This window comes from Acinetobacter sp. Res13-Abat-PEC15-P4-01 (genome assembly GCF_015676285.1).
In the GTDB taxonomy this organism is placed as follows: Bacteria; Pseudomonadota; Gammaproteobacteria; order Pseudomonadales; family Moraxellaceae; genus Acinetobacter; species Acinetobacter nematophilus.
Window position 1 is genome coordinate 210,818 of sequence record NZ_JADAIN010000010.1, and the last position, 23,773, is coordinate 234,590.

The window sequence follows — 23,773 nt, forward strand, 5'->3', positions numbered from 1 at the left end:
ACGCTAATAGCATCTCTATTTTGCCCAATAAAAACTCGATTTATAGTTAAAAATCGATCACCATTTCCAAATAGACATGATCTGTTTAAAAACTTATAGCGCGTAGACCTGACTTTGTTATGGCTTTCATGTAAAATCACTGGCAATTTTTATATAACACTTTGTGAGTCATTTCATGGGTTTTAATTGCGGTATTGTCGGCTTGCCGAACGTGGGTAAATCTACTCTTTTCAATGCATTGACTAAAGCTGCTATTGCTGCGGAAAACTTCCCATTTTGTACGATTGAACCGAATACGGGTATTGTTCCTGTACCTGATCCACGTTTAGACAAATTGACTGCCATTGTAAAACCGCAACGTGTCATTCCAACCACAATGGAATTCGTTGATATTGCAGGTTTGGTTGCAGGCGCATCGAAAGGTGAAGGTTTAGGTAACCAATTTCTTGCAAACATTCGTGAAACTGATGCGATTGCACATGTTGTTCGTTGTTTCGAAGATGAAAACGTGATCCACGTAAATGGTAAAATTGATCCACTCGATGATATTGCAACCATCAATACTGAACTTGCGCTCGCTGACTTGGAAACGGTGACCAAAGCGGTTACCCGTTTAGCGAAATCAGCAAAAGGTGGCGACAAAGAAGCTGTTGCAACTAAGGCTGTGCTCGACAAAATCTTACCATTGCTTGATGAAGGTAAACCTGCACGTGCTGCTGATTTAGATGATGATGAGCGTAAACTGGTTCGTGGTTTTGGTTTAATGACTTTAAAACCGACCATGTATATTGCAAACGTTGCAGAAGATGGTTTTGAAAACAACCCACACCTTGAAGCTGTGAAAAAGTTAGCTGCTGAGGAAAATGCTATTGTTGTTCCGCTTTGCAATCAAATCGAAGCTGAAATTTCCCTGTTGGATGATGAAGATCGTGCAGAATTCCTTGAAGCATTGGGAATGGAAGAACCAGGTCTAAATGTGGTGATTCGTGCAGGCTATAGCTTACTGGGTTTACAGACTTACTTTACCGCGGGTGTACAAGAAGTTCGTGCTTGGACTGTGAAAGTGGGTGCAACTGCTCCTCAAGCTGCTGGTGTAATTCACACTGACTTTGAAAAAGGCTTTATCCGAGCAGAATGTATTGCTTATGATGACTTCATTCAATTCAATGGTGAAAATGGTGCGAAAGAAGCAGGCAAATGGCGTTTAGAAGGCAAAACATACATCGTTCAAGACGGCGATGTATTGCACTTCCGTTTTAACGTTTAACACACTCATTAAACAGGTTGAAGATTTCTTCAACCTGTTTTTTTGATTCAAATTTCATCATGCAATGTGATGATCAGATCATTTAATCTTTCTTTATCGCAATCAGTCTGTATCAGAATATTTATCGATTTCTAGGCTGAATGTTATTGTCTTTAATAATCTTAACAATTGAATATAAGACACTTCTTCTCACGTGTTGGTTAGCATAACTCCCTTGGTGATCAAACCCTTCCATTTGAAATACTTGTTTGATGCCATTTTGTTTAGTTGGTGATATTGGAGCAACACCTGAAAAAAATGGAACAGTCCCATCCCCATATAGATTCTTACTGGAAATCGTAAATTTTCCATATTTACCACTCGCTAACCTTATATATCTAAATCCATTGTTCGGAATAAAATTTTTATCAAGGTATTCTTTTTTCTCCTTTTTGTCTTTGATCTGCTTCATTTGGGCTAGTACTTGGTTATTTTTATTTTCAATTTCTTGCCCATTTACACGCGGTAAGGTGTGTAATTGGGTTGGGTTTAGACCTGTCAAAGGTCGATCTAGACTCCAGTGCAGTGTACCGTAAGTCAGGTTTTTAGGGTCAGCACCAAAATGTACATAGGTATGGGGATGGTAATGTGTTGCAATAGATTTATGAAATTTTTGTACTCCATCAATTAATGTATTAAACATAGCTCTTGGAGAACCAACAGGATATTTTTTATTAAGTGGATTAATCAGTTCATCTTTGACCATTTCCCACCAGACATTGTGGGCTTTATATATTTCTTTATAAGGATCAGCTTTGGGCAAATTGACAACATGGATGGTGCCTTTTTCATCGGCACCCCGTAAACTCAACCAAAATGGAGTTGTTGTTTTGTCTTTTTTGATAATGCGATAATCTTTACTGGGAAGTAATTCCAAGCCACCTTGAGAGTTTGCCAATACTGCAGTTACATGTTCTGTGTTTTTTCCTAAAACCAGTCCAGCTACGATATCTTTTACATCACTTCCCTCAATAGAACCGGCAACCAAGCGACGATATACAGCAGGCGCACCTACAGTAGGCATCACCCCATGGATGATCCCTGCAATATCTTCTCCCATTTTTTGAGATAAGCTTCGCCCCACCAAACCGCCCATCGAATGTGTAATCACAATAAATTTATGAAAATTCCTCCCATATTTGGCTTTTATACTTTTCATGATTTTTACAATGTCATCTGCTGACAGTGCATTGGACTGAAGCCAATTGTAGCCCAGTGCATAAACGGGAAAATTAAAATTTTTGAGTTTTTCGATATCATTTTTCTCAATACTTTCAAACCCAGTTTGAGGGTGCCATGTCTGTTTTTCATTTGAACTCAATAAACTTAACCACTCGGGTGTATATTTATCATCTTGAACGATTAACTGGTAACCTCGTCGACTTTCCAACCAACTTTTGTCGGTTGCCTCTAAACGAACATTGGCAAGCGCCCCTTCAAAAAACATCAAGGTGGGTCCATAACTTTCCCAATGTACCGTTCCCCATAGTCGCTTTTTGGCTTCTTCGCTGGTAATTTTTGCTCTTGGATCGATATATAAGTCACCTGTTGGATCAACTTCGGTTTCCTGAGCATCCAATTCTCTTTGCAATTGGGCAGGTGATTTTCTGGCCTGCTCTAAAACTGTTGCAAGTGCTCCAGCATAATTGCCTATACGCCAAACGGGTTTTTTGTCAGTTTTGTTTCTTAAGTTTGATCCCATAATCCCGGGAATAAAGATAATAGGAATGGTATCAGGTTTGGGAATTTCTACCCATGTTCCTGTTTTATTGCTGCTTGGACTGGTTGCTGATATCGCGTGAATGTTATTATTTTTTTCAATCATGTTGTTTTCCTTGGTTAAATGCCGCTATTTTTATGCTATTTAAAACAAAATCATTTAATCCAAGCACGATTTTATGATTTAGAGGCGCATTTAGCGCTTTGTTGATGACTTTATCGACACTTTCTAAGCCTAAATATATATACGGATCTTTAGGATCATCCAAAGTCCCTAAATATTGCCAAGCACCAGATTCAAAGCCTCGACCAAAGCTTAATCTTTGCTGGTAATGGGTCATCACTTCTTCGCCTTTCATGCCATTAATTTCTTTAGAACCAGATCGAATATCAATGACTTTAAATACTTTTTTGAGTTCTTCTGGTATTTGTTCCCTATTTTTCTGAATCATATGTACTAAAGGTAAATCCGACTCATCCCTTGCTCTATTTTCAATATTCATGGTCACTTCTGGATAAGAAGGAAAGGATAAAAATGCTTCACTTAAAAAGAAACGGTTTTCAGTCATATCATCTGCAATAAAATAATCTTTCCAGCATAAGCCTGCCTGATTTGGACCTTTGGATGGTTTTAATTTAAAGTTTTGAATAATATTTTCTGTTCTTCTTAGACCATCCATTAATTTATCGGTGTCAACGGGGCTTTTCATCCTTATTAATTTTCGATTTAAATAAATAAACGCATCTATAAAGAACAAACCATCAGTGTACTCAGTAGGTCTATAAACAATAATATGGCTAATTGATCTTTGGTTCAGCTTTAAACTGCCCATTTTTTCTAGTTTAAGTAAACTGCCCTCTATTTCGTGCTTTTCTTGTTTTAAGGTTTGTATTTTATCTTTGATAAATTGATCATACTGATCAAGGGTTGTTACCTCTTCAACAATTTCAAAATCACTTCCATCAAACGAAAATGCACCAAATTTAACATCAGTTTCTTTCGGCACAGTAAATTCAATACGTCCCAAACAAATATTTTTTGTATCTTTGAAATTAATCATATTATTTTTTTCATCCTCACTTTGAAATTTTGAGCAAGATGTCCCGAGCAACGTTAAAGACAGCAGCAGTAAAATCTTCAGTTTTTTCATTCGCAATCTCATTCGTCGGTTAGAATTTCAATTTTTAAATTTTCATTGAATTCGAGTTTTGCATTCTTGTTTTTCCATTTTCATCTGAAACACCTTCAAATATTTGCCCATCATCAGCAGTTATTTTATATTTCAATTTTTTTTGCAGGCATTCCATCGGGATAATGCAAAGGACAATCCCGCATTGATGGCATGATAACCATCAATACATTGCAGCATGACTTGGGCATTGAGTTGTGAGTTTGAAAACTGAACACGAATGGCACGTTTTTGTGTTGTATATCCCAATCTATCGAAAAAAGTAAAAATATTATTAAGCATTATTATGCCCTTATATTTAATAAAGAAAAACTTAACACAAGGTGAAGAATATCTCAAATAATAATCAATTACATTTTTAAGCTTATGGTCTTTAAAAAATCTCATTATCAATTAGACATTTATTTGTTTTTTTCTTATTGTTGAGACGATCATCAAATAATTATTAAAATTCAAATCAACGTTTAAAAAATAAGCTTCTAAGCTGAGTTAAAAAATGAGCCTATGATCGCGATATGGTTTTTAGTTAAAATATAGATGGTCTTTCTATTATGAAATTGAACCACATTTAAAAAATGCCCAAAGTTTGTTTTAACAAGAAGCCTAATAATTTAAACCCATAGCATTTACCACTTTGCTACATACCGAGTACAACCTCTAAAACGATAAATCCAAAAAAGAAGTTATTGGTGGTTAAAGTGCTAGAGTTGATTTAGCCCACTCTGAATTATTTCTCTTTTATGTTTAGGTCGCTTAAAAGCTTTTGATATCTTTGAATGGTACGTTTCCCAATGCTATATTTTTCTTGGAGTTCGCCCATTGTTAAATTTTCTAGATCACTTTGGTGTTCAAGCACCCATGCTTTTTTTTGATCTTTGAATGAAATATTGAGAAATTTACGAAGAATCACTCTATTTCTGACAATATAGTTCTCTTTGCGATTGAGTATTTTAGCAATTTCAGAAATCGACAAATGCAGAGAAAGTAAAACCGCTTGATTCTCTAAACGCCAAGCCTGAACTTGATCATTGTAATGTGGGATATTCAGCAGCTTTTTCAGTTGCCCTTTTTTTCTATAGAGCTGGCTGAGCTCAATGTTTAACTTTTTTGCAATTTCCTCTTTACTTAATTTTGAATCAAGTAGAATGTTTTGATTTGCCAACAACCATTCGCGATTTTGATCTTGAACTTTGGGTATTTTTAAGATTTCTCTTAATCTTGCTTTCGCTCTTAAAATTTGTCCATGTGTCTTTTGAAATTGCTCAGCCAGTTCTGCAACTGTTTTACCCGAATTTAATAATTCATCTTGGTGATCTAGTAGCCATTGATATTTATCCTGCCTGTCTTGCTGAAATTGTGCTGAAAAAGTTAACTCTCCAAGTTCTTGCCGAATACGATTATAGGTTTTTGTTGCGATAAAAGGACTAACATTAAACTTTAAAGCTATTTCTTCTACATCCATTTCTGTCATTTGCGCTCTATGCTTTTGGAACCATTGTTCTTGCAGATCATCTGCTGAAGTTTTTCTCATTTTTTTGTTTTTAGGTATATCAATTAACTCTGACAACCATTCTTTATGTTGGTAAACTTGGGTTCGTTTAAGCCCATATTTTGCTTTTAGTGTATCAAGACTGTCATAAAGAAGCTCGTCTTTATGCTCAAGTATCCACTGATCATTTCGATAAATAAACTTGTTTTGAATACCCAGCCTTCTTCTGAATTTAGCAACCATACTGTTGCTTAGACCAAGTTGCTGTTCACTCTCCATAATGGAATGTACTTTAAGAAACTCTGCAATCTCAGGACTTAAAATATATGAAAACTGACCACCAATTCCATCTCTAGGTGTTAATGAGTATGGCCAGCCTTGATAAATCATAATACCTGAAAGCGACTTTCGTTCCTCATAAACATCCCAATCCTCACCTTGCCAATCTTTAATCGTCTTTATTGGATAAAGTTTATATTTTTTAAACATCACAGCCATCGTTACAATCTGGATTTAATCACTTTTTATCAATATTTACTTAACAATAAAAGCATTTTATTTAAAATTTTTTAAATTTATATTAACTTTCATTCATTTCGTGGTGGTAACACACCTTTCTACCTTTTTGAATTTTTCACCATTGCATTGTTCGTATTTTGAAAATATACCAACAAGAATCGGCGATCACTGGTTGCACTTTTTTAAATCCTATATAATAATGATAATTATTAACATTCGCATTATATTTAACTTAAACAGGATTGTTTCATGGCTTACACTCTTCCACAACTGGCTTATGCTTATGATGCACTTGAACCCAATATTGATACTCAAACCATGGAAATCCACCATACCAGGCATCATCAAACCTATATCAATAATATCAATGCAGCGATCGAAGGCACAGAATGGGAAAAGCTGTCTGTAGAAGCATTGGTTTCAAAAGTAAATGAAGTCCCCGCTGAGTTAAAAAATAATGTGATTAATAATGCAGGTGGTCATGCCAATCATTCATTATTCTGGACAGTCATGTCTCCGCAAGGCGGTGGAGAGCCAATCAAACAGATTGCAGCAGCGCTTGAAAAAGATGTTGGTGGTTTTGAAAAATTCAAAGAAGCATTTACCAAAGCAGCATTAACACGGTTTGGCAGTGGTTGGGCATGGTTAAGCGTCACACCAGAAAAAAAACTGATCGTTGAAAGCAGTGCCAATCAAGACTCTCCTCTGATGAATGGCAATATTCCAGTGTTGGGTCTTGATGTGTGGGAGCATGCCTATTATTTAAAATACCAGAATCGTCGTCCTGAATATATTGCCGCATTTTTCAATGTCATTCATTGGGAAGAAGTGAATCGCCGTTATTTAGAAGCGATTAAATGAAATCCTATATAGATCCTATGCTCATGCCAATGTCTCATTTTTCAGTAATTAAAAAAATAAAATTCTATATTGGCTGTGCCATACTTTTTTTTGGTCTCGTCATCTTCATCAAAAATTATATTGTATAAAAATTTAGCGATTCCCCTCTTTTGGTGAATCGCTCACTCAAAGAGGGTTGATTTAACTCGCAAGCTGATTTTATTTTGCGTGCAGTGTCTGTAACGATTTTTGATCCATTGCACTACGTTGTTTTCTGGCTTCTGCCAACATTTTTCTTTGTAGGTCTTTACGGAAACCGAGTAAAAAGACAAATTCTGCAAGGACAAACAAAGGACCGATCGCGAGACCAACAATATCATCGACAAAAGCTGGTTTTTTCTTTTCATAAAAATGTCCGACAAATTGGAACACCCATCCAACAGCAAAACTAGCAATGCTAATCGTAAGCCATGTACCCACATTTAATTGGGCAATCTTATAGGCAAATGGATAGGCGATTGCATAAATCAATAACATCAAAAAGCCTAAAGATTTATCCAGTCTTAAATAGTAGATCACACTCAAGACCAATAGCACCAGGGCTAAAGTGATTTCAAAACCAGACCACATCACACCTGCTCGTGCAGTTAAACACATGATTGAAAATACGATCATGGGAATACCTATAAAATGAGTTAGCACATTTTTTTGATCCAAATGATATGCTGCGTATTGGCTTAGCAATTGTTCTAATCGATTCATTTTCAGCATCCTTGTTGATTACTTTAGCCACTATATAAAATCTTGCAGATAAAAGTTGTCGGCTAGCTGACAAATGAATCTTTTTAGTATGATGGCGAAACAATGTATGCGTTTTTTGATTCAACATATTGATATGGAAAAGATCAAATTCATTGCAATTTTTATGATGCTGAATAAACTCAAATCGCCTATTTCGCCCTAAAAAGGGTCTATTTAATGCAATTTATAGGGCTTAACTCATCTTTTAAAACTGCGATGACTGATCCGACATGATGTGATACAACGGAAATATCAGACATACACTCAGCGGAATAAAAAAGGAACTTTTGTGCTGAACTCTACAGACCTTGAATTATTAAATAAAAACATCTGGTACGCTCAATTGCCTGCAATATTCAAGCAATTTATTCAACAACATTCAGTTTGTCGGGCATTTGATCGAGATCAGGCTATTTTCAGATCTGGAGATCTGTTCAATGGTATTTATGCTGTTTTGAATGGCCGTGTACGTTTAGGATATATTGATATAGATGGCAATGAATCTGTCGCTGCAATCGCAGAACCGATCATGTGGTTTGGAGAAATATCTTTAGTAGACCAACAGCCACGTTCACATGATGCGATTGCTGTAGAAAAATGCGTAACATTGCATATCCCAAGTTTAGTTATTCAGAATTTTTTAATAGAGCAACCGCAGTGTTGGTTCCATATCGCACAATTAACCAGTCAAAAACTTCGTTTTGCATTTTTAGAACTGATTTCGATTCAAACCCAGCATATACAGCAGCGCTTGGCTCAACGTTTAATGTTTATTTTGAATGGTTATGGTAATCATGCGCAGATTGAAAAGAACGCGGTTCATTTGTCTCAAGATCAATTGGCACAGATGCTGAAATGTTCAAGACAAACCATTAACCAAGAACTTCACTTATTAGAGCAAAAGGGTATTTTAAAAATTGCCTTTAAAAAAATTGAAATTCGAGATATCAATCAGTTATCTGCAATTGCCCATTCAATCCATGATTGTACCCATTAAAATCTCTACACGGTATTTTTCAACAAACATTAAAATAAGCTTAAATAGTTGGAATATATAATCATTTCATAAATAAAATATACAATTTATTTATTCAACTTGTTAAAAAATAGTTTTATATTTGAATTAGGCGCTAATGCCATCTCAATAAAAGTTGAAATAAATGAAAAAAATCACAACTCTTCTCACGGCGGGACTATTCACTGTACTTAGCGCTTCTGCTTTTGCATGTCCCAAAGGTACAACACTCGTTGGCGGAACGGGTCCAAACCATAAAGGCGGAAAGTGTGTAGCTGCCAATCCTGCAGCGCAAGCTGCGTCTAAAACATCAACTGCTGCAACCAAAGCAAAAGCAGATAGCAGCAAAGCAGTTGAAGTAAAATCTAAAGATGCGAAAGCTGCTGCAAAAACTGAAACTGCTGCAACGAAGGCAAAGGCTGAGACTGCAACAAAAGTAAAAGCTGATGCAGCGACAAAAGCCAAAAATGATACTGCTGCAAAAACAACTGCAGCAAAAGACAAAGCTGTAAAAGCGACTTCAACAAACCCTTTAAAACCTTAATCAACTCTAAACAGTTCAGTTAATCAATAAAAAATGGCGCTTTATCTGCGCCATTTTTTATAACAAATCAGAAAATATTATTATTTGCCTTGGTATTTCCCAAGCTTGGATTATCAATTGCATCTTTACATTGTGCTTTATCTCGCTCATATTGCGCTTGATTTTTTTGCATTTCACCATCTTTTTCAAGTGTAGATCTTGCCCAATTGTCTAAACTGGTCATCGCTTTACGACATAAAGCATATTTTCCTTCAGTCACGGAATCAGTCATTTTTACATTGATCCGCCAATCAGTACTCAACTTACGAATGGGTTTTCGCACATTGTCTTCGATTAAATTTAATTGTTTTCGATAAACATAGGGTTCGACTTGATTAATTAAGCTCCAAGCTGCATGAGCGTATGTGGTTGCATCATTGGTGAGTTTTGGCGCTGCTTTAATTTCGACCTTTTGTTGAGGTTCAGAAGACGAATTACCACATGCTTGTAAACCTAAAACACCCAAAATCAAGGTCATACTAAATAATAATTTCGACTGATTTGCGAACATAAAGTCACGCCTAAATAAACATTTCACTCCTATGCTAGTAAATTCAGGTAGAATACTCAATCTTGATTTTACCTTTTGTTTTACTCTGGTTTTTAGGTGTCCTGTGTCTGAGCACAATCCTCCAGTCCAAACAGCTGGCTTCTGGCAAGGCGCAAAAGATAGCCAAGCCATTATTTTTACATATCTTCCTGTTTCATTTGCCTTTGGTGTATCGGCAACCCAATTCGGGTTTAGTGCATGGGAAGCCCTGTTCTTGTCTTGTTCGATGTATGCAGGTGCAAGTCAGTTTCTGGTTGTAGCGTTATTGGGCAGTGGCACATCAATCTGGATGACAGCACTAACCGTTATTGCCCTTGATATTCGTCATGTCCTTTATGGTCCCGCCTTGCAGAATCTTATTCAAGACCGTTTAAACTTAAAAAAGACTGCTGTATGGGCTTGGGGGCTAACCGATGAAGTTTTTGCAGCAGGCATGATTAAACTGTCGCAACGGCGCCAAGAATGGTCAGAATCTTGGATGCTTGGACTCAGTCTGTTTAGTTGGATGTCATGGGCACTGGGATCATTTTTAGGCGGATTATTTGCTGATCAAGTCACTCACCTGCCTCAATTCCTGCAAGCCGCATTAGATTTCTTACTGCCTGCATTATTCTTAAGCTTTTTGTTAGCAGCTTTTGAAAGAAAACATACTTTTGTGGTCGTCGTCTCTCTGGTGGTTTCTGCATTGGCTTGTTATTTTATCAATATGTCAGCAGCAATTTTTATCGGCATCGCCTCTGGTATTCTGGCTGGACTATTTAAATATTATATTTTAAAACAAAAAGATGAAGTGAGTATATAACATGGACTTACAGATTATTATGGTCGGAATCTTGGTGGGTATTGCAAACTTTGCCTCTCGCTTTGGTCCTTTTTATCTACTGCAAAAAAGTCAGCAACATCAACAATCACGTGGTTCAACTTGGTTAAAAATCGCGTTGGGCAGTATCGGTATTGCAGCAATCAGCTCGATGTTGATTGTTGCAACCCTTCCCCCATTAATTGAAACGCCCAACAAGAGTTCTGCAATGCTGGTGGGATTCATCGTACTGACCGGGTTGTATTTTAAATTCAAACGAATTGTTTTGGCGACTCTAGTTGCGGCGCTTGCCTATGGTCTGGTCTATACCTATACTTAATTTAGCGATAGGGTGATTGGCTTGTCAAAATCAGTGCAAACTAAATATTGATTGAGTCAATCAATATTTTTTGCAATCATCATTTTTGTGTCAGCCAATTTGTGTAGTCTTCATTTTAACCAGATAATAAAAATTCAACATGTTTATCGCACACTTACCTTCAGGTTATATACTTGCCCAATTTCTTCATCAAAAGATCAAGCGCACTAAAATCAGCCGCAAAGCATTCTTTGGTATCATCATGCTTGGCGCAGTCTTTCCAGATATAGATCTCTTTTACTTTTATCTGATTGACCATCGATCCGTGCATCATCACAAATATTTTTTACATTGGTTTTCATTTTGGATTCCCATCTTTCTGATTGCACTCCTGTATTTGGTGAAATCAAAATACAACTCTAAAATAGCATGGATACTCAGCCTTTTTTCAGTTGCGGCACTGCTGCATATTTTCTTGGATTGCTTTGTAGGCGATGTGTGGTTGTTTGCACCATTTATTGATCAACCTTATGTTTTCTTTAATGTTAGTGCTAGTTATCAGCCTTGGTGGCTCAATTTTATTTTACATTGGTCTTTTTTTGTTGAAATTCTGATCTGTATCATTGCATGGGTGCTTTATATTCAAAAAAGAAAAAATTTAAAAAAGTGCGGTTAATGTCCCCCTAAATTTAGCTGCTTGAAAAAATATTATTCAAGCACAGCTCAATTCTCATCCATTTTTAGATCAAGTTGTCTCAGTCAGTTGAGGACGACATTTCTGAGTATCAGATTTCATCAAGAATTTTTATCGAACCCAGGATAATGGTGCTAATTTTAGCCTATTAATTTTTCATTCAAGATATTGGAACTCCTCAAAAAACTGTTGTCTGAGTCAATATAAAAAAATCTGTTAGACAATATCATTATTTTATGTGAATCAATCCTGAACAGAGGTCTGACTTCTGCTATGCTAACAGTCCATAAGACAAGCATGGAAGAATCACATGAGCGTGACTATTGGTACCCCACTTCAATCATCTGCGTTTAAAGTTTTATTGTTGGGTTCAGGTGAACTGGGTAAAGAAGTGGTGATTTCATTACAACGACTTGGTGTGGAAGTCCATGCGGCAGACCGTTACGAAAACGCACCTGCCATGCAAGTTGCGCATTTCTCTTATGCCTTGAATATGGCAGATGCAAATGAACTTAAAGCTTTAATCGAAAAAGTCAAACCTCACCTGATTGTTCCGGAAATTGAAGCGATAGCCACACAAGTCTTGATTGAAATTGAACAGCAAAATATCGCCACTGTCATTCCTTCTGCTCAAGCAGTAAATCTGACCATGAACCGTGAAGGGATCAGACGTTTGGCTGCTGAAGAATTAGGCTTACCCACTTCTGCTTACCGCTTTGCAAATACTTTGGAAAGTTTCCGTTCTGCATGTGACGATATTGGTTATCCGAACTTTGTAAAACCTGTCATGTCGTCTTCTGGTAAAGGGCAATCACGGGTAAAAGAGTATGCTGAAGTCGATGCTGCTTGGGAATATGCACAAACTGGTGGTCGTGTAAATCAAGGAACAGTGATTGTCGAATCTCAAATTGACTTTGATTTTGAAATTACTCTACTTACCGTACGTGCAAAAAATTCTGAAACTGGTGAAATTGAAACCTCGTATTGTGACCCGATCGGACATCGCCAAGATGCAGGCGACTATGTTGAAAGTTGGCAGCCGCAAGCCATGAGCGAAGCAGCTTTGAATGAAGCAAAACGGATTGCCAATAAAGTTACTGTTGCATTAGGTGGCTGTGGTATTTTTGGGGTAGAACTGTTTGTCAAAGGCGATAAAGTATGGTTTAGTGAGGTGTCACCCCGCCCACATGATACAGGTTTAGTTACACTTGCATCTCAATTCCAAAGTGAATTTGAACTGCATGCCCGTGCTATTTTAGGATTACCCGTGAATACTGAACGTCATAGCGTCGCAGCAAGTGCGGTCATCTATGCGGGTAAAGATGCAACTAATCTTTCATTCTCTGGCTTAAATCTTGCTTTGCAAAATCCTGCTACAGATTTACGTCTTTTTGGTAAACCTGAAGGATTTAAGCGTCGTCGTATGGGTGTGGCAACCGCCCGTGCCGAAACGACAGATCAAGCACGTGAACTTGCACATGATGCTGCGTCAAAAGTGACTGTTCATTTAAACAAATAGCCTATAAATTTGCGGACAAAATATCCATGATCAACACCTCTCCTCTGTTGGAATATGTTAGTGACAGCAACGACATCAAAGCAATCAATCAATGGCGCAGTGATGTTGAGCAACAGTTAAACGAGGCTTATGATCATGGTCGAACTATTCGTGAGATTCTCCGTGCTCGCTCGAATGTGGTAGATGAAGCCCTGATGTTTTTATGGAAGCATGCGGGTTTAGATCAGACAGATTTGGGATTATTCGCTGTTGGTGGCTATGGGCGACGAGAAATGCTGCCCTATTCTGATGTAGACATCATGATTTTATCAGAGGAAGATCTTTCCCCTGAACAAGAACAAACAGTGACTCAATTCATTTCAACTTTATGGGATGTCGGTAATTTCAAACCAGGTATCAGTGTACGTACCATTCGTAGTTGTTTTGAGCAGGCCACCACAGATCTGACGGTTGCCACGTCCCTGATCGAAGCACGTTTAATTATTGGCAATCAGCATCTGGCAAGATGGCCTCGTCGCGTTGTTTCTCAGACATGGACGGACAAAACATTCTTTGATGCGAAAATGGCTGAACAAGCACACCGATATGCCCAACACAACAACACGGAAAGCAACCTAGAACCCGATATTAAAAATGCCCCAGGCGGTATTCGAGACATCAATCAAATTGGCTGGATTGCAAAGCGACATTTTCGCGTGAATCGTATCTATGATTTGGTCCATTTGGGTTTTATTTCTGAATTTGAACTGGGTGTACTGGAAGAAGCAGAAAATTTCCTTTGGGAAATTCGTCATCATTTACATCGTTTGACCAAACGCGATGAAAACCGTTTGTTGTTCGACTATCAACGTGATATTGCAGCTAAATTTGGCTATACACGCGAGGATGACCATCATCCCAATTATCCGATCGAACAGTTTATGAAACGTTACTATCGGACGGCTCAACAGGTTTCGACCTTAAATGAAATGTTATTGGCATATTTCAATGAGTCAGTAATTACGCCACGCTTACCAGACTATGAGCGTAAAATTGAAAATATTAACGAACATTTTAAACTGGTGGATGGCAAACTTGCTGTTCAGCAACATAAAACATTCTCTGAAAACCCAAGCGCAATTCTAGAAATTTTTTATATCTTGGCGAATCGTCCTGAGATTGAAGGGATTCGTGCACGTACTTTACGTCTGTTGACTTTAGCAGCAAAACGCATTGATCAGGCTTTTCGGGATAATCCGAACCATCAAGCCTTATTTATGGCGATTATTCGTTCCCCTTATCGTTTATACGAAACCATGGTGGCGATGAAACGTTATGGCGTACTGGGCAATTATATCCCTGCCTTTGGTCAGATTATGGGGTTGATGCAATATGATTTGTTCCATATTTATACTGTCGATGCACATACTTTATTGTTGATTCGCAATTTAAATCGTTTTAAAGAACCCGAATTTGCCAAAGATTACCCTGTTGTGAGTTCAGTATTTCAGCGTTTAGTACGTCGTGATATCGTTTTTCTTGCTGCAATATTCCATGATATTGCCAAAGGCCGTGGCGGTGACCATAGTGAATTGGGTGCTGAAGATGCCATTGAGTTCTGTTTAGCCCACGGATTTACGGAGCGTGAATGTAATTTGGTGGCTTGGCTGATCCAAAATCATTTATTAATGTCGATGACTGCCCAGAAAAAAGATATTTCTGACCCTGATGTAGTCAAAGAGTTTGCTGAAAAACTGGGAGATATGGAGCATTTAGATTATCTATACACGCTGACTGTCGCAGATATCAATGCAACCAATCCAAAACTCTGGAATACCTGGCGTTCTTCTTTGATGCGTCAACTGTATACACATGCACGTGATGTGATTCGTTCTGGTTTAGGTCGTCCAGTGGACTACCAAATGCTGATAGAGGATACTAAATTTTCAGCAAGTGAAGTGCTGGTGGATGAATTCCCGCTCGACCAAGTGGAAAAGGTTTGGCAGGAGTTGGGAGACGAGTACTTTCTTAAAGAATCTGCTGATGAAATTGCGTGGCATACTCGCGCCATTTTGCAGCACGGCGACAACCCTGCTCCTCTCGTGCTCATGCGTGCGCACCGTAAAGCAGCACAGGATGCGGTTCAGATCTTTATCTATACTCAAGATCAACCTAACTTATTTGCAACCACTGTGGCCATTTTAGACCGCATGAATCTCGACGTCCAAGATGCCCGGATTATTACTGCCACCAAAGCATTTAGTTTGGATACTTATGTCGTTCTAGATCGCTTTGGCACGCTTTTAACTGATCCAGAGCGTGAGAACACAGTAAAACAGGCTTTAATTAAAGCCTTGTCTGAATCAGATAAATATCCCGGTTTGATGCAACGTCGCATTCCACGTCAGCTTCGTCATTTTGATATTGAAAATACTGTCGATGTAACACTCAATGAAGCGCTACAACAAAACATGGTTGAAATTTCAACCCTCGACCAACCTGGTTTACTTGCACGTGTTGGCGGCTTATTTATGATGCAAGGTTTGGATATTCATTCTGCCCGAATTGCCACACTTGGCGAAAAGGCAGAAGATATTTTCTTCGTCACTAAAAAAGATGGTACTCCTCTTACAGAAACAGAAGCAGAAGTCTTTACCGCAAAATTAAAAGCGGCTTTAGATGAGGCATCAAATCAAATCTGTGGGCAACATTAATCTTTAATTCTATTGTGGTAATTGTTTCATGAACGCTAGTTTGTCTTTATTACATCCCTATCCCTTTGAAAAGTTAACCCAACTTTTTCAGGATGTAAAACCCGCAGATTTACCTTTGATCCCACTTTCTATTGGAGAACCGAAGCATCCTGCGCCTGAGTTTGTCAAGCAAGCGATTATTGATAATTTTCAGCATCTTTCTAGCTATCCGAATAGTAAAGGTTTAGTTGAACTGCGTGAAAGTATTGCACAATGGCTGAGTCGGCGTTTTCATCTCAACAGTATCAGTGCTGAAGATCATGTCATTCCCGTGACGGGTACCCGCGAAGGGATTTTTTCATTTGTGCAGGCATTGATTAATCGTGATGATGCACCTTATGTAGTGATGCCTAATCCGTTTTATCAAATTTATGAAGGCGCAACACTTCTGGCAGGTGCTCAACCCTACTTTATCAACTGTACCGAGGAAAATGGCTATTTGGGGGATTTCGATGCGGTCCCTGCTGAAGTTTGGGAAAGAACCGCACTCTTGTTTGTTTGCACCCCCGGCAATCCTACTGGCGCAGTCCTTTCAAAAGAACAATTCAAAAAGCTGATTGCGCTTTCTGATCAGTATGATTTTGTGATCGCTTCTGATGAATGTTATTCCGAGTTGTGGTTTGATGAAGCACCTGCCGGCCTGTTGGAAGTCTGTGCTGAGTTAGGTCGCGATGATTATAAGAACTGTATTGTATTCCATTCTCTCTCTAAGCGCTCTAACTTACCAGGTATGCGTTCAGGCTTCGTTGCTGGAGATGCAGCCTTGCTGAAGCCTTATTTAAAATTCCGCACTTATCATGGTACTGCAATGCCTGTTCAACATCAGTTGGCTTCGATTGTCGCTTGGAATGATGAATCTCATGTTGAAGAAAATCGCCAGTTATATCGCGCAAAATTTGAATTGTTCCAAAGTGAATTGGGTCATCTTTTACCTTTACAAAAACCAGATGCAGGTTTCTATTATTGGTTAAAAGTAGATCACGATGAAAATTTTGCCAAGATGCTTATGGAAAAAGCCAATATCAAGGTTTTGCCCGGTCGTTATCTTTCTCGCGATACTGCTCAAGGCAACCCAGGTGAAGGTCATGTTCGTATGGCATTGGTTGCAGATCTTGCGCAATGTGAACAAGTGATCCATCGCTTAAAAACAATTTTGTAGACCACAATAAAAAACTGCCCCTATGATGGGGCAGTTTTTTATCCCGACGGAGATAAATCAAAAACAAAACTTTTGTGGTTGAACATGATTGATGGCTGTGCCTGTAGCGATAGCCATTTTAGGATGAAGAATTTAAGGTTTAGACAAGATATTTAAAGGTACTCAGCCTAAATCATGCCGCAATACTCCATAATAACTGTTACTTAAATTCCCATGCTCATTTCAATTGCAGTTTTAAATTAACATTCAAGTTATTATGCTATTTATTAAAAAAATGATGGATCAAATATTGTGCTGTATTTTCACCCAATCCTCATCATGATATTGATTGTTTTTATACTGAAAACATATAAATAATTTCAACACTTCAAAATATAACCATAAACGCCCCTATCGAATGCTGAATAAGCCAGACAATGCATGTTCAAGATAAGAAAAATATACGTTTAAATATGCAAAATATCACAGATACAACCCACTGGCAGCTTGACCAAACCTAGATCGTTTAGAGATACTGAACTATCTTTCCCTATTTACAAAACTAAAATGAAATCGCATGACCCGATGCAAAAAAAACGCATAAATTCAAAAATTTGGATCATTGTTGCAGTGATTATTATTGTTTTATTGGTGATTTTACTTGCGTGGAAATCTTCAAATAAAAAACAGGCTTCTTCACAAAATGTCGAGACACTTTCTTCGAATACCAAACCTTCACTCACAGTTACCGTTGTAGCGCCTGAGCTTCAGAACTGGAAGCAAAACTTTACCGCCAATGGAAATATTGCGGCTTGGCAAGAAGTGGTCATCGGTAGTGAACTATCCGGACAACGAATAACCAAAGTCAATGTCAATGTTGGGGACTCTGTTCAGCGTGGACAGGTGCTTGCTGAAATCAATAGTGAGAGTATTCGTGCTGAATTGGCAACAGCAAAAGCCAATTATGCTGAAGCAAAAGCAGTACTTACAGATGCAGCAATCAACAATCAACGTATTCAACAACTCAAGAATACAGGTGCAATATCACAACAAGAAGCGACTAAATACCTGACCTCACAAAGTACCGCACAAGCACGTTTAGATGCTGCCAAGGCACAAATTGACAGCAATCAACTGCGCCTGAAACAAACCCAAGTGATTTCCCCAGATCATGGTGTCATTTCCGCACGTACAGCGACGGTTGGTTCATTGGCGCAGACAGGTCAAGAACTGTTTCGCTTGATTCGCGATAATCGTTTGGAATGGCGCGCAGAAGTCACCTCAACTGACTTATACAAACTGACGAAAGGCATGACTGCGCATATTACCTCTCCTGACCCGCAGCGTTCTGCGGTTACAGGTACGGTGCGCATGATTGCACCTGTAATTGACCCACAGACACGTTATGGTTTGGTTTACGTTGATATTCCAACGACAGATGCAGTTCGTATGGGTATGTTTGTGAAGGGTGAATTTGATTTAGGTCAAAAACCTGCTTTAACTGTACCGCAAACTGCAGTGTTATTACGTGATGGCTTCTCTTATGTATTTATTGTGAATAGAGATAATCGTGTCACTCAACAAAAAGTCACCATTGGAAGACGTTTCAATGATCGAGTAGAAATTCTTGATTTACCTGCCAATACTCGAATTGTAGCTTCAGGAACCGGGTTCTTGGCAGACGGGGATTTGGTCAAGCTGGGTCAAACCATTCCAGATACACCCTTAACAAAACAACTCGTGACCCCGCAGGAGAAATAATATGAATTTCTCTGCTTGGTCAATTAAAAATCCTATCCCTGGCATTTTACTTTTTATCATGTTGGGCTTGGCAGGTTTGATGTGTTTCCATTGGATGAAAATACAACAGTTCCCTGATATAGAATTGCCAATGGTCACTGTTACAGCAGCTTTGCCAGGCGCTGCGCCACCGCAGCTTGAAACTGAAGTGGCACGTAAAATTGAAAATTCAATTGCAACTTTGCAAGGACTTAAAAATCAATATACCAACATCCAAGATGGTGTAGTGGTCATTACTGCCGAGTTTCAGCTCGAAAAACCTTTGCAGGAAGCTGTCGATGATGTCCGTAATGCCGTTTCACAAGTGCGTTCAGATTTACCTGCGGATTTACGTGACCCTATTGTCAGTAAAATCAATTTATCCGGTTCACCAATCTTAACCTATACCATTCAGTCACCACGAATGGATGAAGAAACGCTGTCTTGGTTTGTTGATTACGACATTGCCCGTGCCATGTTAAAAGTCAAAGGTGTGGGTGCCGTTTCCCGTGTTGGTGGAGTTACCCGTCAGGTTGAAGTTGAACTTGATCCCGAAAAACTTCTGGCACTCAATGCCACTGCGACAGACATTACCCGTCAACTACGTTTGATTCAGCAGGAAGCCTCAGGTGGTCAAACGAAAATTGGAGGCAGTGAACAATCTATTCGTACCATTGCTACCGTTAAAACTGCTGCTGAAATTGGTGACATGGATATTGCGCTGAGTGATGGTAGGCATATCCGCCTTGATCAGGTTGCTAGTGTGCGTGATGGGATTGCTGAACGACGTTCTGCCGCTTTATTAAACGGTCATCCAGTGATTGGGTTCGAAATTACACGAAGTAAAGGCGCAAGTGAGGTTGATGTTGAAATAGGGGTCAAAGCAGCCTTGAATCAGTTAAAAGCAGCTCACCCAGACATCAAGATTACCGAAGCATTTAACTTTGTTAATCCTGTGGTGGATAACTATAAAGGTTCTATGTCTTTGTTGTATGAAGGTGCAATTCTTGCCATTTTGGTAGTATGGCTGTTTTTAAGAGATTGGCGGGCAACGATCATTGCTGCAACAGCACTCCCCTTGTCAATCCTACCCGCTTTGATCGGTATGTACTATCTGGGTTTCAGCTTAAATACTGTCACACTTTTGGCGATGTCATTGGTGGTCGGAATTTTAGTGGATGATGCTATTGTTGAAATTGAAAATATCATCCGTCATCTCAGGATGGGGAAAACACCCTATGAAGCTGCAATGGAAGCCGCTGATGAGATTGGTCTAGCCGTCATTGCCACAACATTTACCCTGATTGCAGTGTTTTTACCGACAGCATTTATGAGCGGTATCGCAGGCAAATTCTTCGTTCAATTTGGCTGGACTGCTTCATTAGCCATCTTTGCTTCACTTCTTGTGGCACGTTTGCTGACACCAATGATGTCGGCTTATATTCTTAAACCATGGATCGGTAAAATAGAAGAACCACAAGCACAAGTGAAACCGATACAACCTCTCAATGATCAGGGTGATCTTGAGTTGGCACATGATCGAGCAAAAGACGGGCGCTTTATGCAAGCCTATATGCGAATGGTCACATGGTGTTTAAATCACCGTTGGATCACCTTGGGGAGTGCCATTTTATTTTTTGTCGGCTCCATTATGCTGATTCCCCTCTTGCCAACGGGCTTTGTGCCACCCCCAGATACTGGACAAACTCAAGTACGTGTAGAGTTACCACCTGGCTCCCAGTTTCCTGACACCTTGAAAGCCGCTGAATATGCACGTAATTTAATCACAGACCATCCCGAAATTAAAAGTGTATACACCACAATTGGGGGAGGATCTTCTGGAACTGATCCATTTTCTGGTGGTGCATCCAGTGAACCCCGGAAAGCCACATTAACCATTCAAGTCACTGATCGCTCCGATCGTTCTGCGAGTCTGCAAAAAATTGAAAACGATATACGTCAACGTTTAGCTCCACTTCCCGGCGCACGCATTCAAGTAGGTATTGCGGGCAATAACAGTCAATATCAGATTGCACTTTCCGGAGATGACCCTGATGTTCTGATCAGTACAGCACGTCAAGTCGAACGAGAAATTCGCACTATTCCCAATATTGGCAGTATTACCTCCAGTGCAGCCTTGATTCGCCCGGAATTAGTAATACGTCCTGATTTTGCAAAAGCTGCCGATTTAGGCATCACGACACAAAATATTGCTGAAACTGTCCGCATCGCTACAGCCGGTGATTTTGATCAAAACCTAGCAAAATTAAATCTTTCTCAGCGACAGATTCCCATCGTGATCAAACTGCCTTTATCAGCACGTCAGGATCAAGACCTGATTAAGCGCTTGATGATTACAGGCAGTAAAGGTCCTGTGATGCTCGGTACGATTGCTCAGGTTAATATTGAAAGTGGTCCTTCGCAAATTGACCGTTTTAATCGCTTACGGAACATTAACTTCAATATCGAACTGAATGATCAACCTCTTGGGGATGTTGCCAATGCAGTGGAACAGTTACCGACCATTAAAAACTTACCGCCTTCGGTAAAACGTACCAACCTTGGCGATGCCGATGTGATGCAACAGTTATTTGAGAGCTTTGGTCTCGCCATGTTAACGGGTGTACTTTGCATCTATGTGGTACTGGTATTACTGTTTAAAGACTTCTTGCAGCCCATCACAATTTTAGTGGCTTTGCCTTTATCACTGGGCGGTGCATTTGTATTATTGCTTCTGGCAAAGAGCAGTTTTTCCATGCCAAGTCTGATCGGTTTGATTATGTTGATGGGCATTGCCAGTAAGAACTCCATCTTATTGGTGGATTATGCCATCATCGCCCGCAGTGAACGGCAGTATTCCCGTATCAATGCACTCCTCGATGCCTGTCATAAACGTGCGCGGCCTATCATTATGACAACTTTAGCGATGGGTGCAGGAATGTTGCCAATTGCGTTGGGTATCGGAACTGATCCAAGCTTTAGGGCACCAATGGCAATTTCTGTGATAGGTGGTCTGATCACCAGTACGTTCCTGTCATTATTGGTGATCCCAGTGGTATACACCTTTATTGATGATATCCACAACAAACTGTTTAAGCGTAACAAAATGGCTAAATCTTCAAGCACTATACACCCACATTGATAAATGAGGTGTGAAAAAAAATACCCGTCATCTACAGCCGTTCCAAATCAAGTCTGGAACGGCATTTTTAATCAGTTAAACAACAACACCCCGGCAAATAAGGCAAAACATAAACCAGAGAGCGAATAAATCATTTTTATTTTCGATTGAAACCAATTTAATGCCCTTTTGTGGCTCATCAGACGAATTAACCATAGATTCCAAAACAATACTACACAGACCATCCATACACTGACCAAGCATAGTTTCCAAGCCGCATAGGGTTGATAGATTGCTAAAATGATCGTAGCGTAAAAAAGAATATTTTTAGGATTTAAAACACTGGATTGAATACCATAAAAGAGTAATTTTAGTTTTTCTGAGACTTTCTGGCCACCACTGTCCATTTGAGTATCAGGAGTAAAATCAGCATGCCATGCATATGCAAAACACCGATAGGACAGATAGCTTAAATAAATCGTGCCCCCCCATTTCACCACATCCAGAATGCCATGATTGAGTTGCCCCAGCATAAACAGTGAAACAAAGACGAATCCAATCACCACAATGTTGCCGCATACAATACCCAGGCATACACATCTTGCAGCATGCCGTCCTTCTCTGAATAAAGTGGTTAAAATCAGAAAAAAATCAGGTCCAGGAGAAAGTAAAGCAATAAAATGTGTGACTGCAACAACTAAAAACAATTCCATTAGCCAATTCCAAAAATATTTAAATCAGCTTAAATATTTTCTGACCATCTAATCTTGTAAAAAATTGCGCAATGATGCGCTCGGAAATTGGATTTGAAACTGTTTCGGTGTTATGCCTGTGTGGGCTTTAAACACATGATGAAAATGGCTTTGATCGTTAAATCCCAAAGCATGCGCAATCTGAACGATTGTTTCACCCGACTTTAAAAGGCTTCTGGCAGTATTTATTTTTTGATTCAGTTGGTAAGCATGTGGTGTAAGACCAAAATTATTCTTAAATAGCCGAATGATCGCATAACGGCTGATTCCCACAGTTTGGCTAAGTTGATCCAAAGAAAGCATATGCTGGCTAGTTTCAATATAAGCAATCACTCTACTCAAATATTTTTGAAAATATTCAGATTGTTTTAAAAGATTCAACTCAAAATGTGAAAGCAAAATTTCAGACAGGACCTCGACTAATTTTTGCTGTTTTAAGGAAATTGCTGTAGATGGATCAAATAGTACCTGATTGAGTTGCGTGAAAGACTGATAGGCGTCTGGATGATGAATAATCTGAGGCTTTAATAGTGGAATATGCTGAGGATAAAGCTGTTCAATATCCTCGATCAATTCTGAAAACAGTTGGGCAACCCAATGTGCATCGAGATGCATCATTTGATAGCTCCACGCCTGATTTTCCAGTGGATTGCAGGAATGTTCAATTTCTGCGGGAATAACAACCAAACTACCTGTCTGTATTTGTTCATCCTGAGCAAAATAACTGCTGAATCGACTGATACCACAGTCTACAGCCCCAATTGAAAAGGTGGGATGGCTATGGGATTTATAGCACACCCGACTTTGACATGCCCTACGTGTTTCAACATAGGGCATTCGCGGATCACTCCAAAATTCAACCGTACTCTTTTTAAATACATCATCTGAGCAATCGGACTGAGATACGC

The 23,773-nt window shown here is 39.1% G+C and carries 19 protein-coding genes and 1 pseudogene; 12 read left to right on the top strand and 8 right to left on the bottom strand.

Annotated features, from left to right (window positions below; translation table 11 throughout):
* Positions 1–175 precede the first annotated feature (175 nt).
* Positions 176–1,267 carry a redox-regulated ATPase YchF gene (gene ychF, locus IMO47_RS03835; protein ID WP_004831052.1) on the top strand — a complete coding sequence of 364 codons (1,092 nt, stop codon included), beginning with the start codon at positions 176–178 and terminating at the stop codon, positions 1,265–1,267.
* 121 nt (positions 1,268–1,388) lie between these two features.
* Here the strand turns inward: ychF and IMO47_RS03840 are convergent, their stop codons facing one another.
* The 4 genes and pseudogenes from IMO47_RS03840 to IMO47_RS03855 all read right to left on the bottom strand — a co-directional run bounded on the left by IMO47_RS03840 (position 1,389) and on the right by IMO47_RS03855 (position 6,193).
* Positions 1,389–3,131 carry a hypothetical protein gene (locus IMO47_RS03840; protein WP_196076713.1) on the bottom strand — a complete coding sequence of 581 codons (1,743 nt, stop codon included), beginning with the start codon at positions 3,129–3,131 and terminating at the stop codon, positions 1,389–1,391.
* On the bottom strand, positions 3,124–4,176 hold the full coding sequence (locus tag IMO47_RS03845) for a T6SS immunity protein Tli4 family protein (protein ID WP_227552291.1): 1,053 nt from the start codon (positions 4,174–4,176) through the stop codon (positions 3,124–3,126). The genes IMO47_RS03840 and IMO47_RS03845 overlap by 8 nt, the downstream gene beginning before the upstream one ends.
* Positions 4,177–4,347: 171 nt before the next feature.
* A pseudogene (locus IMO47_RS03850) lies at positions 4,348–4,497 on the bottom strand (hypothetical protein); the annotation flags it as partial.
* Positions 4,498–4,942: 445 nt separating this feature from the next.
* Entirely contained in the window at positions 4,943–6,193 is a 1,251-nt protein-coding gene (locus tag IMO47_RS03855; protein ID WP_196077230.1) for a hypothetical protein, read from the bottom strand.
* Between the two features lie 279 nt (positions 6,194–6,472).
* On the opposite strand from IMO47_RS03855, the gene IMO47_RS03860 reads away from it, so the two are divergent.
* On the top strand, positions 6,473–7,084 hold the full coding sequence (locus tag IMO47_RS03860; RefSeq protein ID WP_196077227.1) for a superoxide dismutase: 612 nt from the start codon (positions 6,473–6,475) through the stop codon (positions 7,082–7,084).
* 198 nt (positions 7,085–7,282) lie between these two features.
* Here the strand turns inward: IMO47_RS03860 and IMO47_RS03865 are convergent, their stop codons facing one another.
* Positions 7,283–7,825 carry an Mpo1-like protein gene (locus IMO47_RS03865; protein ID WP_196077228.1) on the bottom strand — a complete coding sequence of 181 codons (543 nt, stop codon included), beginning with the start codon at positions 7,823–7,825 and terminating at the stop codon, positions 7,283–7,285.
* Positions 7,826–8,153: 328 nt separating this feature from the next.
* On the opposite strand from IMO47_RS03865, the gene IMO47_RS03870 reads away from it, so the two are divergent.
* Entirely contained in the window at positions 8,154–8,861 is a 708-nt protein-coding gene (locus IMO47_RS03870; protein ID WP_196077229.1) for a Crp/Fnr family transcriptional regulator, read from the top strand.
* 163 nt (positions 8,862–9,024) lie between these two features.
* Complete coding sequence (locus IMO47_RS03875; protein ID WP_196075759.1) at positions 9,025–9,423, top strand: hypothetical protein; 399 nt, start codon at positions 9,025–9,027, stop codon at positions 9,421–9,423.
* Positions 9,424–9,490: 67 nt separating this feature from the next.
* Here IMO47_RS03875 and IMO47_RS03880 read toward each other — a convergent pair whose 3' ends face one another.
* Positions 9,491–9,973, bottom strand: a complete 483-nt coding sequence (locus IMO47_RS03880) for a hypothetical protein (protein WP_196075758.1) — start codon at positions 9,971–9,973, stop codon at positions 9,491–9,493.
* A 103-nt stretch (positions 9,974–10,076) separates the two neighbouring features.
* Here IMO47_RS03880 and IMO47_RS03885 point away from each other — a divergent pair, with 103 nt between their 5' ends.
* From IMO47_RS03885 to IMO47_RS03920, 8 genes are all read left to right on the top strand, one after another.
* Complete coding sequence (locus IMO47_RS03885) at positions 10,077–10,814, top strand: AzlC family ABC transporter permease (RefSeq protein WP_196075757.1); 738 nt, start codon at positions 10,077–10,079, stop codon at positions 10,812–10,814.
* 1 nt (position 10,815) lies between these two features.
* A complete protein-coding gene (gene ygaH / locus IMO47_RS03890; protein WP_196075756.1) occupies positions 10,816–11,151 on the top strand; it encodes an L-valine transporter subunit YgaH in 336 nt (111 codons plus the stop codon).
* 139 nt (positions 11,152–11,290) lie between these two features.
* The gene (locus IMO47_RS03895) at positions 11,291–11,806 is read left to right on the top strand and encodes a metal-dependent hydrolase (protein WP_196075755.1); all 516 of its coding nucleotides are present in this window, start codon (positions 11,291–11,293) and stop codon (positions 11,804–11,806) included.
* Between the two features lie 328 nt (positions 11,807–12,134).
* Positions 12,135–13,343: a formate-dependent phosphoribosylglycinamide formyltransferase gene (gene purT, locus IMO47_RS03900; RefSeq protein WP_196075754.1), complete on the top strand. Its 1,209-nt coding sequence runs from the start codon at positions 12,135–12,137 to the stop codon at positions 13,341–13,343.
* A gap of 26 nt (positions 13,344–13,369) precedes the next feature.
* Positions 13,370–16,036: a [protein-PII] uridylyltransferase gene (gene glnD / locus IMO47_RS03905; protein ID WP_196075753.1), complete on the top strand. Its 2,667-nt coding sequence runs from the start codon at positions 13,370–13,372 to the stop codon at positions 16,034–16,036.
* Positions 16,037–16,064: 28 nt separating this feature from the next.
* Positions 16,065–17,234, top strand: a complete 1,170-nt coding sequence (gene dapC / locus IMO47_RS03910; RefSeq protein ID WP_196075752.1) for a succinyldiaminopimelate transaminase — start codon at positions 16,065–16,067, stop codon at positions 17,232–17,234.
* 564 nt (positions 17,235–17,798) lie between these two features.
* Complete coding sequence (locus tag IMO47_RS03915; protein ID WP_196076889.1) at positions 17,799–18,974, top strand: efflux RND transporter periplasmic adaptor subunit; 1,176 nt, start codon at positions 17,799–17,801, stop codon at positions 18,972–18,974.
* A gap of 1 nt (position 18,975) precedes the next feature.
* On the top strand, positions 18,976–22,134 hold the full coding sequence (locus IMO47_RS03920; RefSeq protein ID WP_196076891.1) for an efflux RND transporter permease subunit: 3,159 nt from the start codon (positions 18,976–18,978) through the stop codon (positions 22,132–22,134).
* A 71-nt stretch (positions 22,135–22,205) separates the two neighbouring features.
* On the opposite strand, the gene IMO47_RS03925 is transcribed toward IMO47_RS03920, so the two are convergent.
* Together IMO47_RS03925 and IMO47_RS03930 are read right to left on the bottom strand one after the other, a co-directional pair.
* Positions 22,206–22,826, bottom strand: a complete 621-nt coding sequence (locus tag IMO47_RS03925; protein ID WP_196076892.1) for a LysE family translocator — start codon at positions 22,824–22,826, stop codon at positions 22,206–22,208.
* A 48-nt stretch (positions 22,827–22,874) separates the two neighbouring features.
* Entirely contained in the window at positions 22,875–23,702 is an 828-nt protein-coding gene (locus tag IMO47_RS03930) for an AraC family transcriptional regulator (RefSeq protein ID WP_227552292.1), read from the bottom strand.
* Between the last annotated feature and the right edge of the window lie 71 nt (positions 23,703–23,773).

Coding starts and splice junctions, on each gene's coding strand:
- ychF (WP_004831052.1), top strand. CDS start 176: ATGGGTTTTAATTGCGGTATTGTCGGCTTGCCGAACGTGGGTAAATCT.
- IMO47_RS03840 (WP_196076713.1), bottom strand. CDS start 3,131: ATGATTGAAAAAAATAATAACATTCACGCGATATCAGCAACCAGTCCA.
- IMO47_RS03845 (WP_227552291.1), bottom strand. CDS start 4,176: ATGAAAAAACTGAAGATTTTACTGCTGCTGTCTTTAACGTTGCTCGGG.
- IMO47_RS03855 (WP_196077230.1), bottom strand. CDS start 6,193: ATGTTTAAAAAATATAAACTTTATCCAATAAAGACGATTAAAGATTGG.
- IMO47_RS03860 (WP_196077227.1), top strand. CDS start 6,473: ATGGCTTACACTCTTCCACAACTGGCTTATGCTTATGATGCACTTGAA.
- IMO47_RS03865 (WP_196077228.1), bottom strand. CDS start 7,825: ATGAATCGATTAGAACAATTGCTAAGCCAATACGCAGCATATCATTTG.
- IMO47_RS03875 (WP_196075759.1), top strand. CDS start 9,025: ATGAAAAAAATCACAACTCTTCTCACGGCGGGACTATTCACTGTACTT.
- IMO47_RS03880 (WP_196075758.1), bottom strand. CDS start 9,973: ATGTTCGCAAATCAGTCGAAATTATTATTTAGTATGACCTTGATTTTG.
- ygaH (WP_196075756.1), top strand. CDS start 10,816: ATGGACTTACAGATTATTATGGTCGGAATCTTGGTGGGTATTGCAAAC.
- IMO47_RS03895 (WP_196075755.1), top strand. CDS start 11,291: ATGTTTATCGCACACTTACCTTCAGGTTATATACTTGCCCAATTTCTT.
- purT (WP_196075754.1), top strand. CDS start 12,135: ATGAGCGTGACTATTGGTACCCCACTTCAATCATCTGCGTTTAAAGTT.
- glnD (WP_196075753.1), top strand. CDS start 13,370: ATGATCAACACCTCTCCTCTGTTGGAATATGTTAGTGACAGCAACGAC.
- dapC (WP_196075752.1), top strand. CDS start 16,065: ATGAACGCTAGTTTGTCTTTATTACATCCCTATCCCTTTGAAAAGTTA.
- IMO47_RS03915 (WP_196076889.1), top strand. CDS start 17,799: ATGCAAAAAAAACGCATAAATTCAAAAATTTGGATCATTGTTGCAGTG.
- IMO47_RS03920 (WP_196076891.1), top strand. CDS start 18,976: ATGAATTTCTCTGCTTGGTCAATTAAAAATCCTATCCCTGGCATTTTA.
- IMO47_RS03925 (WP_196076892.1), bottom strand. CDS start 22,826: ATGGAATTGTTTTTAGTTGTTGCAGTCACACATTTTATTGCTTTACTT.
- IMO47_RS03930 (WP_227552292.1), bottom strand. CDS start 23,702: ATGCCCTATGTTGAAACACGTAGGGCATGTCAAAGTCGGGTGTGCTAT.